Annotated in this window: 16 protein-coding genes; 4 read left to right on the top strand and 12 right to left on the bottom strand. The window is 61.4% G+C overall.

What is annotated here, in order from left to right; genetic code table 11:
• Positions 1–7: 7 nt before the first annotated feature.
• The 4 genes from AC07Y2_RS08430 to exbB form a co-directional block, all read right to left on the bottom strand.
• Positions 8–937: a hydrogen peroxide-inducible genes activator gene (locus tag AC07Y2_RS08430; RefSeq protein WP_007954418.1), complete on the bottom strand. Its 930-nt coding sequence runs from the start codon at positions 935–937 to the stop codon at positions 8–10.
• Between the two features lie 175 nt (positions 938–1,112).
• The gene (locus tag AC07Y2_RS08435) at positions 1,113–1,859 is read right to left on the bottom strand and encodes a TonB family protein (protein WP_074689973.1); all 747 of its coding nucleotides are present in this window, start codon (positions 1,857–1,859) and stop codon (positions 1,113–1,115) included.
• Positions 1,856–2,284 carry a TonB system transport protein ExbD gene (gene exbD, locus AC07Y2_RS08440; RefSeq protein ID WP_039765185.1) on the bottom strand — a complete coding sequence of 143 codons (429 nt, stop codon included), beginning with the start codon at positions 2,282–2,284 and terminating at the stop codon, positions 1,856–1,858. The genes AC07Y2_RS08435 and exbD overlap by 4 nt, the downstream gene beginning before the upstream one ends.
• Before the next feature lie 6 nt (positions 2,285–2,290).
• The gene (gene exbB, locus AC07Y2_RS08445) at positions 2,291–3,244 is read right to left on the bottom strand and encodes a tonB-system energizer ExbB (protein ID WP_039765187.1); all 954 of its coding nucleotides are present in this window, start codon (positions 3,242–3,244) and stop codon (positions 2,291–2,293) included.
• A 188-nt stretch (positions 3,245–3,432) separates the two neighbouring features.
• Here exbB and AC07Y2_RS08450 point away from each other — a divergent pair, with 188 nt between their 5' ends.
• On the top strand, positions 3,433–4,290 hold the full coding sequence (locus AC07Y2_RS08450) for an SDR family oxidoreductase (RefSeq protein ID WP_103385864.1): 858 nt from the start codon (positions 3,433–3,435) through the stop codon (positions 4,288–4,290).
• Between the two features lie 63 nt (positions 4,291–4,353).
• On the opposite strand, the gene AC07Y2_RS08455 is transcribed toward AC07Y2_RS08450, so the two are convergent.
• From AC07Y2_RS08455 to AC07Y2_RS08480, 6 genes are all read right to left on the bottom strand, one after another.
• Complete coding sequence (locus tag AC07Y2_RS08455) at positions 4,354–5,094, bottom strand: putative periplasmic lipoprotein (RefSeq protein WP_074689978.1); 741 nt, start codon at positions 5,092–5,094, stop codon at positions 4,354–4,356.
• Between the two features lie 72 nt (positions 5,095–5,166).
• The gene (locus tag AC07Y2_RS08460; RefSeq protein WP_003229509.1) at positions 5,167–5,547 is read right to left on the bottom strand and encodes a RidA family protein; all 381 of its coding nucleotides are present in this window, start codon (positions 5,545–5,547) and stop codon (positions 5,167–5,169) included.
• 24 nt (positions 5,548–5,571) lie between these two features.
• Entirely contained in the window at positions 5,572–7,677 is a 2,106-nt protein-coding gene (gene spoT / locus AC07Y2_RS08465) for a bifunctional GTP diphosphokinase/guanosine-3',5'-bis pyrophosphate 3'-pyrophosphohydrolase (RefSeq protein ID WP_007954439.1), read from the bottom strand.
• Between the two features lie 57 nt (positions 7,678–7,734).
• Positions 7,735–7,998, bottom strand: a complete 264-nt coding sequence (gene rpoZ / locus AC07Y2_RS08470; RefSeq protein WP_003229503.1) for a DNA-directed RNA polymerase subunit omega — start codon at positions 7,996–7,998, stop codon at positions 7,735–7,737.
• 168 nt (positions 7,999–8,166) lie between these two features.
• Positions 8,167–8,787 (bottom strand): guanylate kinase, encoded by a 621-nt coding sequence (gmk, locus tag AC07Y2_RS08475; RefSeq protein WP_003229498.1) that lies wholly within the window; start codon positions 8,785–8,787, stop codon positions 8,167–8,169.
• A 13-nt stretch (positions 8,788–8,800) separates the two neighbouring features.
• Positions 8,801–9,664, bottom strand: a complete 864-nt coding sequence (locus AC07Y2_RS08480; RefSeq protein WP_103385865.1) for a YicC/YloC family endoribonuclease — start codon at positions 9,662–9,664, stop codon at positions 8,801–8,803.
• Between the two features lie 267 nt (positions 9,665–9,931).
• Between AC07Y2_RS08480 and rph the strand changes: the two genes are divergently transcribed.
• Both rph and AC07Y2_RS08490 read left to right on the top strand, forming a co-directional pair.
• On the top strand, positions 9,932–10,654 hold the full coding sequence (gene rph / locus AC07Y2_RS08485; RefSeq protein ID WP_003229494.1) for a ribonuclease PH: 723 nt from the start codon (positions 9,932–9,934) through the stop codon (positions 10,652–10,654).
• 29 nt (positions 10,655–10,683) lie between these two features.
• A complete protein-coding gene (locus AC07Y2_RS08490; RefSeq protein WP_039765199.1) occupies positions 10,684–11,052 on the top strand; it encodes a DUF4870 domain-containing protein in 369 nt (122 codons plus the stop codon).
• A 63-nt stretch (positions 11,053–11,115) separates the two neighbouring features.
• On the opposite strand, the gene crc is transcribed toward AC07Y2_RS08490, so the two are convergent.
• Entirely contained in the window at positions 11,116–11,895 is a 780-nt protein-coding gene (crc, locus tag AC07Y2_RS08495) for a catabolite repression control protein Crc (RefSeq protein WP_007920349.1), read from the bottom strand.
• Positions 11,896–11,977: 82 nt separating this feature from the next.
• Between crc and pyrE the strand changes: the two genes are divergently transcribed.
• Positions 11,978–12,622, top strand: a complete 645-nt coding sequence (pyrE, locus tag AC07Y2_RS08500; RefSeq protein ID WP_011336558.1) for an orotate phosphoribosyltransferase — start codon at positions 11,978–11,980, stop codon at positions 12,620–12,622.
• A 70-nt stretch (positions 12,623–12,692) separates the two neighbouring features.
• On the opposite strand, the gene argB is transcribed toward pyrE, so the two are convergent.
• Entirely contained in the window at positions 12,693–13,598 is a 906-nt protein-coding gene (gene argB, locus AC07Y2_RS08505) for an acetylglutamate kinase (protein ID WP_007954443.1), read from the bottom strand.
• Positions 13,599–13,617: the final 19 nt, after the last annotated feature.

Genomic DNA, 13,617 nt, shown 5'->3' on the forward strand with positions numbered 1-13,617 from the left:
CGCTGGCTTAACCGGCCGTGACCGGCGCGGCAGGCTTGGCGACCGAGCACAGGCGTATGGAGTCGGCGAGGATCTCGATGGCTTTCGGCCGTGGGAAGCTCGCACGCCAGGCGATGGCCACGGTGCGGAACGGCACCGGTGCCGACAGCGGGCGCACTTCGATCACGCCGGGGGCGTAGTGGTGGCTGTCCACCGCTGACAGCGGCAGGATCGAGATGCCCAGACCGGACGCGACCATGTGGCGAATGGTTTCCAGTGAGCTGGATTCGACCGTGGTGTGCTTGGCGCCGTCGTTGCCCTTGGTCAGGGTCGGGCAGGCTTCCAGCACTTGATCGCGGAAGCAGTGGCCTTCGCCGAGCAGCAGCAGGCTCTTGTCGTTGAGCAGCGCGGCGTCGATGGATTCTTTCTGGGTCCACGGGTGCTGGGCCGGCATCAGGACGTAGAACGGCTCGTCGTAGAGTTGCAGGGTCAGCACGTCGGCTTCGTTGAACGGCAGGGCGATGATGATCGCGTCCAGCTCGCCGTTGCGCAGTTTGTCGCGCAGCACGTGGGTGAAGTTTTCTTCGATGTACAACGGCATCTGCGGGGCGACCCGGTGCAGTTGTGGAATCAGGTGCGGGAACAGGTACGGGCCGACGGTGTAGATCGCGCCGACTTTCAGCGGGGCGGTCAGCTGGTTCTTGCCGGCCTGGGCCAGTTCGCGGATGCCCTGGGCCTGCTCCAGCACTTTCTGCGCCTGGGCGACGATGCCTTCACCGACCGGGGTCAGGCGCACGGCGCTTTTGCTGCGCTCGAAAATCAGCACACCGAGTTCGTCTTCAAGCTTTTTCACGCCCACCGACAGGGTCGGCTGGCTGACGTGGCAACGCTCGGCCGCGTGGCCGAAATGCTGCTCTTGGGCGAGGGTAACGATGTAGCGTAATTCTGTGAGAGTCATAGCAAGCGTCCATGAAGATGCGGGCCAAGCATACCGGCTGCAATCGATAGACGCACGTTATCAGACTGAGTGATGAATGCGACACCGGGCAATGCCGGTTTGCCGTGGATGGATAAGCGAAAGGCACCTTTCGGTGCCTTTTGGGCTGGATCAGGCCGGGCTTCGCGAGTGCGAATCAGCGGCGGCGCTCCAGCGAGTACACAAACGGCGCAACGATTTCGATCGCGCCATTGGTCAGCATGTCCGCCGGTGGCTTGGGCAGCGGCTGGGCGCGGCGGATCATTTCCAGGGTGGCCCGGTCCAGATCGGCGTTGCCGGAGCGGCTCACCAGTTCGAACGACAGCACGTTGCCTTCGCCATCAACCACGAAACGCAACCGGTTCAAGCCTTCCTTGCCCCGTGCCTGAGCGCTGGCCGGGTACTTCTTGTACTTGGCCAGATGCGCGAGCAGGGTGCCTTGCCAGCTGGCCTTGGCGGCCAATTGTGCAGGCGACGGGCCCGGTGCAGGCTGGGCGGATTTCTCCGTCGGGGCCTGAGTCGGCTGGGTATCGGCCGGCTTCTCTTCGGACGGTTTCTCCTTCGGCGGATCGGGCAGTTTCTTCTCGATCGGCTTCGGCGGTTTGGGTTTCGGCTTGGGCTTGGGGTTGGGCACCGCGATCTCGGCTTTCGGCGCTTCGGCCAGTTTCGGGATCGGCAGTTCCTCAACCGGAGCCGGTGGCTGCGGTGGCGTGACGACTTTCGGCGGTGCGGGCGGTGGCGGGGCCGGAACCGGTGCCAGCTCGACCATCATTGCCTGCGGCGGCAATTCGATGGGCGGGCGGACGTTCCAGTTCAGCGCCAGCGCGATGGCCAGCGCGTGAACACCCAGCACCACGGCCAGGCTACCGCTGTAACGCGTCAGCTTATGGCGCGTGGTGATCATTTCTTGACTGCGCTCTCGAGTCCGACCAGACCGACCTTCAGGTAACCGGCAGCGCGCAGGTTATCCATCACGCTCATCAGGTCGCCGTAATCCACACCTTTGTCGGCCTGGAAGAAGATCGTCGTGTCTTTCTTGCCCTGGGTCTTGGCGTCAAGGACGGCGCCGAGGGTTTCGGCTTTCACTTCGTCATCGCCAATGAACAGGCGCTGGTCAGCCTTCACGCTGAGGAACACCGGTTTCTCCGGCCGCGGCGCCGGTTTGGCGGTCGAGGCAGGCAGGTCAACCTTGATGTCCACGGTGGCCAGCGGCGCGGCCACCATGAAGATGATCAACAGCACCAGCATCACGTCGATGAACGGCGTGACGTTGATTTCGTGGTTCTCGGCCAGATCGTCGTCTGCGCCTTCTTTCAAATGCAGGCCCATGGCCGATTACCCCACTTTCACCATGTGCGGTTGCGAGCTGTTGCGCTCAGGCTGGTGGTCGAGGTCGCGGCTGACCAGCAGCAGCACCTGAGCTGATGCATCGGACACCTGAGCCTTGTAACCGGCGATGGAGCGGGCAAAGACGTTGTAGATGACCACGGCAGGAATCGCGGCTACCAGACCCAGTGCGGTAGCCAGCAGCGCTTCAGCGATACCCGGTGCTACGACGGCAAGGTTGGTGGTCTGGGTTTTGGCGATGCCGATGAAGCTGTTCATGATGCCCCACACGGTACCGAACAGACCGACGAACGGTGCGGTGGAACCGATGGTGGCGAGGACGCCGGTGCCGCTGCTCATGTTGCGGCCACAGGCGGCAACCAGACGCTCGAGGCGGAAGCTGACGCGTTCCTTGATGCCTTCCTTCTCGCGGGCATTGGCGGACAGGCGCATTTCTTCGAGCGCGTCATGCACCAGCAGGTTGGCCAGCGTGCCTTCTTTCGCGGCTGTGGCGCTGGCTTCCTTGAGGGAAGCGGCTTTTTTCAGGTTGGCGATCTCACCGCGCAGACGGCGTTTGGCGCCCATCAGCTCGAAGCCCTTGGCGATCCAGATGGTCCAGGTGATGATCGAGGCGATGGCCAGACCGATCATCACGGCTTTAACGATGACGTCGGCGTTCTGGTACATGCCCCATGGCGACAGGTCGTGGGCCATGCCCAGGGTGTTGTCGGCTTCGAGGACTTCCGGCGCGTCGGCAGCGCCGGCCTCGACGGCCTGCACCGGGTCGGTCGCGGCAGGTGCAGCGGCCGGAGCGTTTTGCTCGGTGGCGGCTGGCGCGGCCGGGGCTTGTGCGTCAGCGAAGGCGGCGACCGGCGCCAGCATCAGGCTGAGCAGCAGGGCAGCCACGGCGCTCCAGGCGCGAGGTCGGTTGGTTGGCGAAGCGGAGTTTTGAATGCGTGTCATGCTGGCCGGACCTGAGATAGAAAAACGGTAATGCTCTTCCAGGCCTCGTGAGGCCGAGAACAAAAGTGGCGTGCATTATTGCAAGTAATTCTTGTTAACAGAAGTAATAGAGTTGCTTTTTTTCCTTCATTGCTAGCCGCTCGTCCTTTGCCGAGGCTAGTCTGTCGCTTTCCGATGGGAGATTTTTGATGTCCGCGCCTTCTGTTTTGATCGCCGGTTGTGGTGATGTCGGCAGTCGTCTGGCCACGCAATTGCTGGCTGCCGGCTTCCAGGTCTACGGCCTGCGCCGTGATATTTCACGTTTGCCGGACGGCGTTATCGGTGTCGCCGGTGACTTGTTCAATGAAGATTGCCCCGAGACCTGGCCGGTGGGCGCTATCGATTACCTGGTGTATAGCGCGGCGGCCACCGATCACGATGAGGCCGGTTATCGCGCGGCTTATGTGCAGGGTTTGCAGCATGTGCTGGGTTGGCTGAACGATTACGGTCAGGAGCCTGAGCGGTTGCTGTTCGTTTCCAGCAGCAGTGTTTACGGGCAGCAGAACGGCGAATGGGTCGATGAAAAATCCGAAACCGTCGCCGCTGGTTATTCCGGACGGGTGATGCTGGAGGCCGAGCAGGTTGCGCTCAACAGCGGCATTCCTGCGAGCATCGTGCGCCTGACGGGTATTTATGGCCCTGGTCGTGAATGGCTGCTGACCCAGGTGCGTCGGGGTTATCGCGTGGCGGTCGATCCGCCGCTGTATGGCAATCGCATCCATGCCGATGACGCGGCGGGGTTGATGGCGTTTCTGCTGGAAGCGGCTCGCAGAGGCGGGGCGCTGGATGACATCTATATCGGCGTGGACGATGCGCCGGCGCCGCTGGCCGAGGTGGTAGCGTGGCTGCGTGAGTATCTGGGTGTCACCGAGTGGTCGGAAGACGAGAGCGTGCGTCGCACCGGCAGCAAGCGTTGCAGCAATGCCCGGGCGAAGGCGCTGGGATGGGTGCCGAAGTATCCGAGTTATCGCGAGGGGTATGCGGCGATTCTTGAGGGGCGCTGCTGATCTTCGGTCGTAAAAAAGGCGGAAGCAAATGCTTGCTCCCGCCTTTTTTGTCTCAAGCGCCGATCACTGCTTCTCGAGCAACCACTTGCGTTCACCCGGGGTGAACTGCGGTTGTTCGTCCGCCAGTGCCGTGTTCACGGCCTGCAGGATTTCCAGCTCTTTGCCCTTGCGAACAAAGATCCAGTTGTTGCCCTGGCCGTTCTGCTGCAACCACATGCTGTCGTTGCCGCTGCTCATCGATGCGCAATCGCCTGCGAGGCACAGCGCATAGCGGTCGGCACCCGGCAGGCCGGAGACTTGACCGTCCGCCTGGAACTGCACGGTGGCGCCTTCGCCCTGGCCGCTGGTGATCGTCCAGTTGCCGCCCAGATAAGCGGAATACAGCGCGCGTTCGAAGCTGGCGCCGATCGGTGCGCCGTCCGGCACCGGGATCTGTGCGCGGTCGAAGACCTGTTCCGGTTCATTTTCGTTGGCAGCTTGTTGCAGTTGGCCGCCGTCGCGTTTCAGCTCGCTGGCGGAGCTGCCATAGAAGTCGACTTTCCAGGCGCCGGACTGTTCGCCGAGCAAGCGACCTTCGACGTTTTCGAAACCGTTGGTGTAGCGGGCCTGACCGGCCTTGGTGTTGACGTCCCACTCCAGGTTCGGGCCGTAAGCCTGAAGCGCTTCGCGCAGGGGGCCGCCCTTGGCAGCGGCATCGATGGCGACCTGATTGATCCAGGTGCCGCTGATGTCACGGTCGGCAGGGTTGCTGGCGCAACCGCCGAGGAAAATGGCGAGCAGCGAGAGAGCAAGCGCTTTGCGCATGGTGGAATCCTTTCAAAACCTTTTCTTTACCGCAGAGCAGTCGGCGCGGCGTCTGAAGCCGCGCCGTGCGCATTACTCGATGACCAGAATGGCATCCATTTCAACCTGCGAACCCTTTGGCAGGGCTGCCACGCCGATGGCGGCGCGCGCCGGGTACGGCTGGTCGAAGTACTTGCCCATGATCTCGTTGACCTTGGCGAAGTGGCTCAGGTCGGTGAGGAAGATGTTCAGCTTGACGATGTCCTTGAACGAACCGCCGGCGGCTTCGGCCACGGCTTTCAGGTTCTCGAACACCTGGACGGTCTGGGCTTCGAAGCCTTCGACCAGTTCCATGGTTTTTGGATCGAGGGGAATCTGACCCGACATATAAACGGTGTTACCGGCCTTGATCGCCTGGGAGTAAGTGCCGATGGCGGCCGGGGCCTTGTCGCTGGTGATAACAGTCTTGGTCATGTATGACTCCTTGTAATGATTGAGTTATGCACGCATGCGGGTGATGCGGATCACCCCGGTCAGGGCGCGCAGTTTCTTGATCACGCGGGCCAGGTGCACACGGTCGTGGACGCTGACCACCAACTGGACAACGCTGATGCGACCATCGCGTTCGTCCATGCTGATCTTCTCGATATTGCCGTCGGCTGCGTTGACGCTGCTGGCCAGCAGGGCGATCAGGCCGCGCTGGTGCTCCAGCTCGACGCGCAGTTCGACGTTGAATTCGCCGGTGACATCCTTGGCCCATGAGAGCTGGATGCATTTTTCCGGGTTGTGCCTGATTTCGCTGATGTTGCGGCAGTTGTCCAGGTGCACGACCATGCCTTTGCCTGCTGACAGGTGACCGACAATCGGGTCGCCCGGGATCGGCGTACAGCATTTGGCGTAGCTGAGGACCAGGCCTTCGGTGCCGCGAATCGCCAGCGGACCTTCCGGGCTTGGCAGTTGTTCGCCTTCGCCGAGCAGGCGGCGCGCCACGACGTAGGCCATGCGGTTGCCGAGGCCGATGTCTTCCAGCAAGTCTTCGATCAGTTCGAGGCGGTACTCGGTGAGCATCGCCTTCACACGCTCGGCCGGAATCTGTTCCAGCGCGCTGTCGAAGCCGTTGAGCACCTTGTTCAGCAGGCGTTCGCCGAGGCTGATGGATTCGGAGCGGCGTTGCAGTTTCAGCGCATGGCGGATGTGCGTCCGCGCCTTGCCGGTGACCACGAAGTTGAGCCACGCCGGGTTCGGACGTGCGCCGGGGGCGCTGACGATCTCGACCGTGGAGCCGCTTTGCAGCGGTTCGGACAGCGGTGCGAGACGACGGTTGATCCGGCAGGCGATGCAGCTGTTGCCGACGTCGGTGTGCACCGCGTAGGCGAAGTCCACAGCCGTGGAGCCTTTGGGCAGCTCCATGATCCGGCCTTTGGGCGTGAACACGTAGACCTCGTCCGGGAACAGGTCGATCTTCACGCTCTCGATGAATTCCAGCGAGTTGCCGGCGCGTTGCTGCATTTCCAGCACGCCCTTGACCCACTGACGGGCGCGGGCGTGGGTGCCTTTCGGCTGCTCGTCACCGCTGGATTTGTACAGCCAATGGGCGGCGATGCCGTTGTTGGCCATCTCTTCCATTTCACGGGTGCGGATCTGGATTTCGATCGGGACGCCGTGCATGCCGAACAGCGTGGTGTGCAGCGACTGATAGCCGTTGGCCTTGGGGATCGCGATGTAATCCTTGAAGCGCCCCGGCAACGGTTTGTACAAATTATGTACAGCACCCAGCACGCGGTAGCAGGTATCGACCTTGTCGACGATGATCCGGAACGCATAGACGTCCATGATCTCGTTGAAGGCCCGACGCTTGCCGCGCATTTTCTTGTAGATGCCGTAAAGGTGTTTCTGGCGGCCGCTGACTTCACCCTGGATGCCGTCGATGGCGAGGCAGTGGCCGAGGGATTCTTCGATCTTGTTGACGATTTCCTTGCGGTTGCCCCGGGCGCGTTTGACGGCCTGGTAGATCCGCGCGGAACGCATCGGGTGCATCGCCTTGAAGCCGAGGTCTTCGAATTCGATGCGGATCGCGTGCATGCCCAATCGGTTGGCGATGGGTGCGTAGATCTCGAGGGTTTCCTTGGCGATACGCCGGCGTTTTTCGCCGGACAGCACTTCCAGCGTGCGCATGTTGTGCAGGCGGTCGGCGAGCTTGACCAGGATCACGCGAATATCGCGTGCCATGGCCATGGCCATCTTCTGGAAGTTTTCCGCCTGGGCTTCAGCCTTGGTTTCGAAGTTCATCTGGGTCAGTTTGCTGACCCCGTCGACCAGTTCGGCCACGGTTTCACCGAACTGCGCTTGCAGCGCTTCCTTGGCGATACCGGTGTCTTCGATCACGTCATGCAGCATCGCAGCCATCAGGCTCTGATGGTCCATGTGCATGTCGGCAAGAATATTTGCCACGGCAAGAGGATGCGTGACGTACGCCTCGCCGCTACGGCGGCGTTGGCCGTCGTGGGCTTGTTCGGCGTAGAAATACGCTCGGCGGACCAGGTTGACCTGGTCGTTGCCGAGGTAGGTCGATAAGCGATCGGCGAGGGCGTCTATGCTCGGCATGATGTCTCCTGCCGTAGGCTGTGATCCCGCGCCGTGCTACGTCGACCAGGCATAGGCTTAGACGGCCTCGTTGGACTCGTCCTCGAACGCAGCGAAGACAGGGTCTTCGTGGACGATTTCCTGTTCGGCGATGAACTCGTAGCTCATCAGGCCTTCAGCGATTTCACGCAGCGCAACTACGGTCGGTTTGTCGTTTTCCCACTGAACCAGGGGCTCTTTGCCGCCGGTGGCCAGTTGACGGGCACGCTTGGTAGAGAGCATGACCAGCTCAAAGCGGTTTTCCACGTGTTCTAGGCAGTCTTCAACGGTTACGCGGGCCATGGTATTCCTCGGAGCGAATGCAATATGCGCGCTGCCCGGTTGGGCGAGCGGACTCAACAGTTTAAAAAATCACCAGCGATTAGGGAAGCGCTGATTTTTTGACCAGACTCTTCAACGCGCTGCAAGTGCCAATGTAAAGCCCTTGCAGCGGTTTTGGGAAGTGCTGTTTCAGCCCAGCAATTCAGCCAGCAATTTGCCGAACCGCACTTGTTGGCGTTTCTGTTGCAGCTGATTGGCGCGGAAAATCGCTTTCAAATCGTCCAGCGCGTGGGCGAAATCGTCATTGATGATCAGGTAGTCGTACTCGACGTAATGGCTCATCTCGCTGACCGCTTCACGCATCCGGCCGTCGATGATCTCGTCGCTGTCCTGGCCACGGTTGGTCAGGCGCTGGTGCAGGGCCTGCAGTGATGGCGGCAGGATGAAGATCGAACGGGCCTGCGGCATCAGCTTGCGCACTTGCTCGGCGCCTTGCCAGTCGATTTCCAGAATCAGGTCGTGACCTTCATCCAGAGTCTGCTGCAGACGGCTTTGCGAGGTGCCGTAGAAGTTGCCGAAGACTTCGGCGCGTTCCAGGAAGTCGCCGTGCTCACCCATCTTCACGAACTCTTCGCGGGTCACGAAGTGATAGTTCACGCCGTCCACTTCGCCCGGGCGCATGGCGCGGGTGGTGTGGGAAATCGAAACGCGGATTTCCGGGTTGGCGTCGGTCAGGGCCTTGACCAGACTGCTCTTGCCCGCGCCCGAAGGGGCGGAAATGATGTACAGGGTGCCGGTGCTGTGGGTCATGTCGGGGGTAGCCTTACTCAATATTCTGCACTTGTTCGCGCATCTGCTCGATCAACACCTTGAGGTTGACCGCCGCCTGGGTGCTGCGCGGGTCGAAGGCCTTGGAGCCCAGTGTGTTGGCTTCGCGGTTGAGCTCCTGCATCAGGAAGTCCAGGCGCCGGCCGGCGGCGCCGCCGGATTTCAGCACCCGGCGAACTTCGATGATGTGGGTGCTCAGGCGATCCAGTTCTTCGGCCACGTCGCTCTTTTGCGCGAGCATGACCATTTCCTGTTCCAGGCGCTGCGGATCCATCTCGGCCTTCATGTCGGCGAAACGGTCGAGGACTTTCTGGCGCTGGGTGGCGAGCATCTGCGGAACCAGTTCGCGCAGGGTCACCACATCTTCCTCGATGGCGGTCAGGCGATCGTTGATCAGGCGGGCCAGCTCCGCGCCTTCGCGCTCGCGGCCGGCCTTGAGGTCTTTCAGGCCCTGATTGAACAAGGCCAACGCCTCGGCGTTCAGCGCCTGCGGGTCGGTGGCGTCGGCGACCAGTACGCCTGGCCAGGCCAGCACTTCCAGCGGGTTCAGAGCAGCCGGGTTCTTAATCAGGCCAGCAACGGTTTCGGCAGCGGCGACCAGTTGCGCGGCGCGCTCGCGATCCACCTGCAGCGGCTTGCCGGTGCTTTCCTCGGTGAAACGCAGGGTGCATTCCAGTTTGCCGCGCGACAGGCCCTGGCGCAGGGCTTCGCGGACAGCGCCTTCGAGGTCGCGAAACGACTCCGGCAGGCGCAGGTGGGGTTCCAGGTAACGGCTGTTGACCGAGCGCAGTTCCCAGCTCAGGGTGCCCTGGACGCCGGCTTTTTCGACGCGGGCGAAGGCGGTCATGCTGTGCACCATGGGGTGACCTCGCGATACAGATCGGCGCGGATTGAAGCTCCGCAGCTCGATATCAATGAATTTAAGCCGACTGGCAGCAAAGGCGCAGGATTGTAGCGCAGTGCGGCAGATGCGCCCAAACACACGGTGTGACAAAGGGCTGCAGGCCGTCGGCAATGCGCGTTTCAGGGCCTTCGGTCGTCGGCCGGATTTTTTAACGAGTGCCCAGGCGCGGTGCGCGGCTCTATAATGGTCCGCAGTTTTCCGTCCCCAGTACAGGTATCTCCTATGAAACGTCCAAGTGGTCGCGCTGCCGATCAGCTCCGCTCGATCCGCATTACCCGCAACTACACCAAACACGCCGAGGGATCGGTACTGGTCGAATTCGGTGATACCAAAGTCATCTGCACCGTCAGCGTCGAAAACGGCGTGCCGCGTTTTCTCAAAGGCCAGGGCCAGGGTTGGCTGACCGCCGAATACGGCATGCTGCCGCGCGCCACCGGCGAGCGTAACCAGCGTGAAGCGAGCCGTGGCAAGCAGGGCGGTCGTACCCTGGAAATACAGCGCCTGATCGGCCGTTCCCTGCGCGCCGCGCTGGACATGTCCAAGCTGGGCGACGTCACCCTGTACGTCGACTGCGACGTGATCCAGGCCGATGGCGGTACCCGCACCGCGTCGATCACCGGCGCCATGGTTGCGCTGGTCGATGCACTGAAAGTGATCAAGAAGCGTGGCGGCCTGAAAGGCGGCGACCCGCTCAAGCAAATGATCGGCGCCGTTTCCGTGGGCATGTACCAGGGCGAGCCGGTGCTGGATCTGGACTATCTTGAAGATTCCGCTGCCGAGACCGACCTCAACGTGGTGATGACCAGCACTGGTGGCTTCATCGAAGTGCAGGGCACCGCCGAAGGCGCGCCGTTCCAGCCTGAAGAGCTGAACGCGATGCTGGAGCTGGCCAAGAAAGGCATGAACGAGATCTTCGAACTGCAAAAGGCTGCACTGGCCGACTGAGCAGGTTCGTAACCCGCAAGGAGGACGCGATGAGTGATGAGCAAGAGTTGCTGCCCAAGCCGAGCCAGGAGGTTCGTCAATGGGCCATGTTTTGTCACTTGTCCGCCTTGCTGGGGATCTGGATTCCGTTCGGCACGCTGATCGGGCCGCTGGTCCTGTGGCAGATGAAGCGCGAGACCGATCCGTTCATCGACGCCCAGGGCAAGGAAGCGTTGAATTTCCAGATCACCGTGGCGATTGCTTCGATGGTCTGCTTCGTTCTGATGCTGTTGCTTATCGGGTTCGTGCTGTTTGGCCTGCTGGCCATTGCGGCGCTGGTGCTGACGATTATCGGCGGAGTGAAAGCCAACGAAGGCTTCCCTTATCGTTATCCGTTCACCTGGCGGTTGATCAAATAACGAACGATCGCCCACAAAAAAACCGACGGTGAAGTCGGTTTTTTTGTGTCTGCGAAAGGCCGCTTAGATGGTCAGCGTCCAGTCGTAGTCGACGATCAGCGGCGCGTGCTGCGAGAACCGAGGCTGACGCGGCAGGCGTGCACTGCGCACGAAGCGCCGCAGGCCCGGGGTCAGGATCTGGTAGTCGAAGCGCCAGCCCAGGTTCAGCATCTCGGCCTGTTCGTTGTCCGGCCACCAGCTGTACTGGTCGCCTTCGCGGCTGACTTCGCGCAGGGCATCTACGTAGCCCATATTGCCGACAATCTCGTCCATCCAGGCGCGTTCCGGCGCCAGGAAGCCCGGTGATTGCTGGCTGTCGCGCCAGTTCTTGATGTCGAGCTTCTGCTGCGCGACGTACAGCGAGCCACAATAAATGTACTCGCGACGTTTGCGCCGCTGTTTGTCCAGGTACTTGCCGAAGTCGTCCATGAGCTTGAACTTCTGGTTCAAGTCCTCATCGCCGTTCATCCCCGAAGGAAGCAGCAAGGTGGCAATACTGACTTTGTCGAAATCTGCTTGCAGGTAGCGCCCGTAGCGGTCGGCCGTCTCGAATCCGAGACCGCTGATGACAGCCTTCGGTTGCAACCGCGAATACAAAGCCACGCCGCCTTGGGCAGGGACTTCAGCATCGCAGGCATAAAGGAAGTAGCCATCCAGTTGGAAGGCTGGGTCGTCCAGTTCAAAGGCGGAGGCACGGGTGTCCTGCAGGCAGATGACGTCGGCATTCTGTGCCTGCAGCCAACTGAGCAAACCGCGCTCGACTGCAGCCTGAATACCATTGACGTTCACACTGATGATCCGCATAAATGGCCCCAAAAATCGCGTGCGTGTATGATACACGGCGTCAAGCTAATTAGCTAAATCCGTGGTATTTGGGGTTTTTTTCATGCAAGCGTATCAGCGCGATTTCATTCGTTTTGCCATCGATCGCGGCGTTTTGCGCTTCGGTGAGTTCACCCTGAAGTCCGGGCGCACCAGTCCTTACTTCTTCAATGCCGGCCTGTTCAACTCGGGCTCCGCGCTGGCGCAGCTGGGTCGTTTCTACGCCGCAGCCATCGCCGAGAGCGGCATTCCGTTCGACGTGCTGTTCGGTCCGGCCTACAAAGGCATCCCGCTGGCGGCAACTACTGCTGTGGCGCTGGCCGAGCACCACAACCGTGACCTGCCTTGGTGCTTCAACCGCAAGGAAGCCAAGGCCCACGGCGAAGGTGGCAGCCTGGTCGGCGCGCCGTTGACCGGCGACGTGCTGATCATCGACGACGTGATCACTGCCGGCACCGCGATCCGTGAAGTGATGCAGATCATCGCTTCCCAGGACGGCGCCAAGGCTGCCGGCGTGCTGATCGCCCTGAACCGTCAGGAGCGCGGCAACGGTGAGCTGTCGGCCATTCAGGAAGTCGAACGTGATTTCGGCATTCCGGTCATCAGCATCGTGTCGCTGAACCAGGTGCTGGAATTCCTGGCAGACGACCCGCAGCTCAAGCAGCACCTGCCGGCCGTTGAAGCCTATCGCGCCCAGTTCGGCGTCTGATCGCAGCTTCAGGCAAAATAAAGACCCCGCTCAGCCAGGCTGAGCGGGGTCTTTTTATTTGCGCGAGCGCTTATGGACGCTTGCGATTGCTGATCAGCGTACCCACACCGGTATCGGTGAAGATTTCCAGCAGGATCGCATTCGGAACGCGGCCGTCGATAATCAGCGAGCTGCCCACGCCGCCCTGAACCGCTTCCAGTGCACAGCGAATCTTCGGCAGCATGCCGCCGTAGATGGTGCCGTCGGCGATCAGGTCGTCGACCTGCTGGGTGCTCAGGCCGGTCAGTACGGTGCCCGACTTGTCCATCAGGCCGGCGATGTTGGTCAGCAGCATCAGCTTCTCGGCTTTCAGCGCTTCGGCAACCTTGCCAGCCACCAGGTCAGCGTTAATGTTGTACGACTCGCCGTTTTCACCCACACCGATCGGCGCGATCACCGGGATGAAGTTGCCTTTGACCAGCAGGTTCAGCAGTTCGGTGTTGATCCCGACCACTTCGCCCACATGGCCGATGTCGATGATTTCCGGTTGGGTCATCTCCGGGGTCTGGCGGGTGACGGTGAGCTTCTTCGCACGAATCAGCCCGGCGTCTTTACCGGTCAGGCCGATGGCGCTGCCGCCGTGACGGTTGATCAGGTTGACGATGCTTTTGTTGACCTGACCCCCGAGGACCATTTCCACCACATCCATGGTCGCGGCGTCGGTAACGCGCATGCCGTCGACGAAGTGGCTTTCGATCGACAGACGCTTGAGCAGATCACCGATCTGCGGGCCACCGCCGTGCACGACCACCGGGTTGATGCCCACGGCCTTCATCAGCACGATGTCGCGGGCGAAGCCGGTTTTCAGCTCCTCGCTTTCCATCGCGTTGCCGCCGTATTTGATCACCAGGGTCTTGCCGACGTATCGGCGGATGTAAGGCAGCGCTTCGGACAGGACCTTGGCAGTGTTGGCGGCGGCATCGCGTTCGAGGGTCATTCAGGGCTCCGGGTGAATC

This window comes from Pseudomonas sp. GW456-12-1-14-TSB6, from assembly GCF_059424205.1.

What these genes read in the sequence shown, in the direction of transcription:
- AC07Y2_RS08430 (WP_007954418.1), bottom strand. Translation starts at nt 937, where the DNA reads ATGACTCTCACAGAATTACGCTACATCGTTACCCTCGCCCAAGAGCAG.
- AC07Y2_RS08435 (WP_074689973.1), bottom strand. Translation starts at nt 1,859, where the DNA reads ATGATCACCACGCGCCATAAGCTGACGCGTTACAGCGGTAGCCTGGCC.
- exbD (WP_039765185.1), bottom strand. Translation starts at nt 2,284, where the DNA reads ATGGGCCTGCATTTGAAAGAAGGCGCAGACGACGATCTGGCCGAGAAC.
- exbB (WP_039765187.1), bottom strand. Translation starts at nt 3,244, where the DNA reads ATGACACGCATTCAAAACTCCGCTTCGCCAACCAACCGACCTCGCGCC.
- AC07Y2_RS08450 (WP_103385864.1), top strand. Translation starts at nt 3,433, where the DNA reads ATGTCCGCGCCTTCTGTTTTGATCGCCGGTTGTGGTGATGTCGGCAGT.
- AC07Y2_RS08455 (WP_074689978.1), bottom strand. Translation starts at nt 5,094, where the DNA reads ATGCGCAAAGCGCTTGCTCTCTCGCTGCTCGCCATTTTCCTCGGCGGT.
- AC07Y2_RS08460 (WP_003229509.1), bottom strand. Translation starts at nt 5,547, where the DNA reads ATGACCAAGACTGTTATCACCAGCGACAAGGCCCCGGCCGCCATCGGC.
- spoT (WP_007954439.1), bottom strand. Translation starts at nt 7,677, where the DNA reads ATGCCGAGCATAGACGCCCTCGCCGATCGCTTATCGACCTACCTCGGC.
- rpoZ (WP_003229503.1), bottom strand. Translation starts at nt 7,998, where the DNA reads ATGGCCCGCGTAACCGTTGAAGACTGCCTAGAACACGTGGAAAACCGC.
- gmk (WP_003229498.1), bottom strand. Translation starts at nt 8,787, where the DNA reads ATGACCCACAGCACCGGCACCCTGTACATCATTTCCGCCCCTTCGGGC.
- AC07Y2_RS08480 (WP_103385865.1), bottom strand. Translation starts at nt 9,664, where the DNA reads ATGGTGCACAGCATGACCGCCTTCGCCCGCGTCGAAAAAGCCGGCGTC.
- rph (WP_003229494.1), top strand. Translation starts at nt 9,932, where the DNA reads ATGAAACGTCCAAGTGGTCGCGCTGCCGATCAGCTCCGCTCGATCCGC.
- AC07Y2_RS08490 (WP_039765199.1), top strand. Translation starts at nt 10,684, where the DNA reads ATGAGTGATGAGCAAGAGTTGCTGCCCAAGCCGAGCCAGGAGGTTCGT.
- crc (WP_007920349.1), bottom strand. Translation starts at nt 11,895, where the DNA reads ATGCGGATCATCAGTGTGAACGTCAATGGTATTCAGGCTGCAGTCGAG.
- pyrE (WP_011336558.1), top strand. Translation starts at nt 11,978, where the DNA reads ATGCAAGCGTATCAGCGCGATTTCATTCGTTTTGCCATCGATCGCGGC.
- argB (WP_007954443.1), bottom strand. Translation starts at nt 13,598, where the DNA reads ATGACCCTCGAACGCGATGCCGCCGCCAACACTGCCAAGGTCCTGTCC.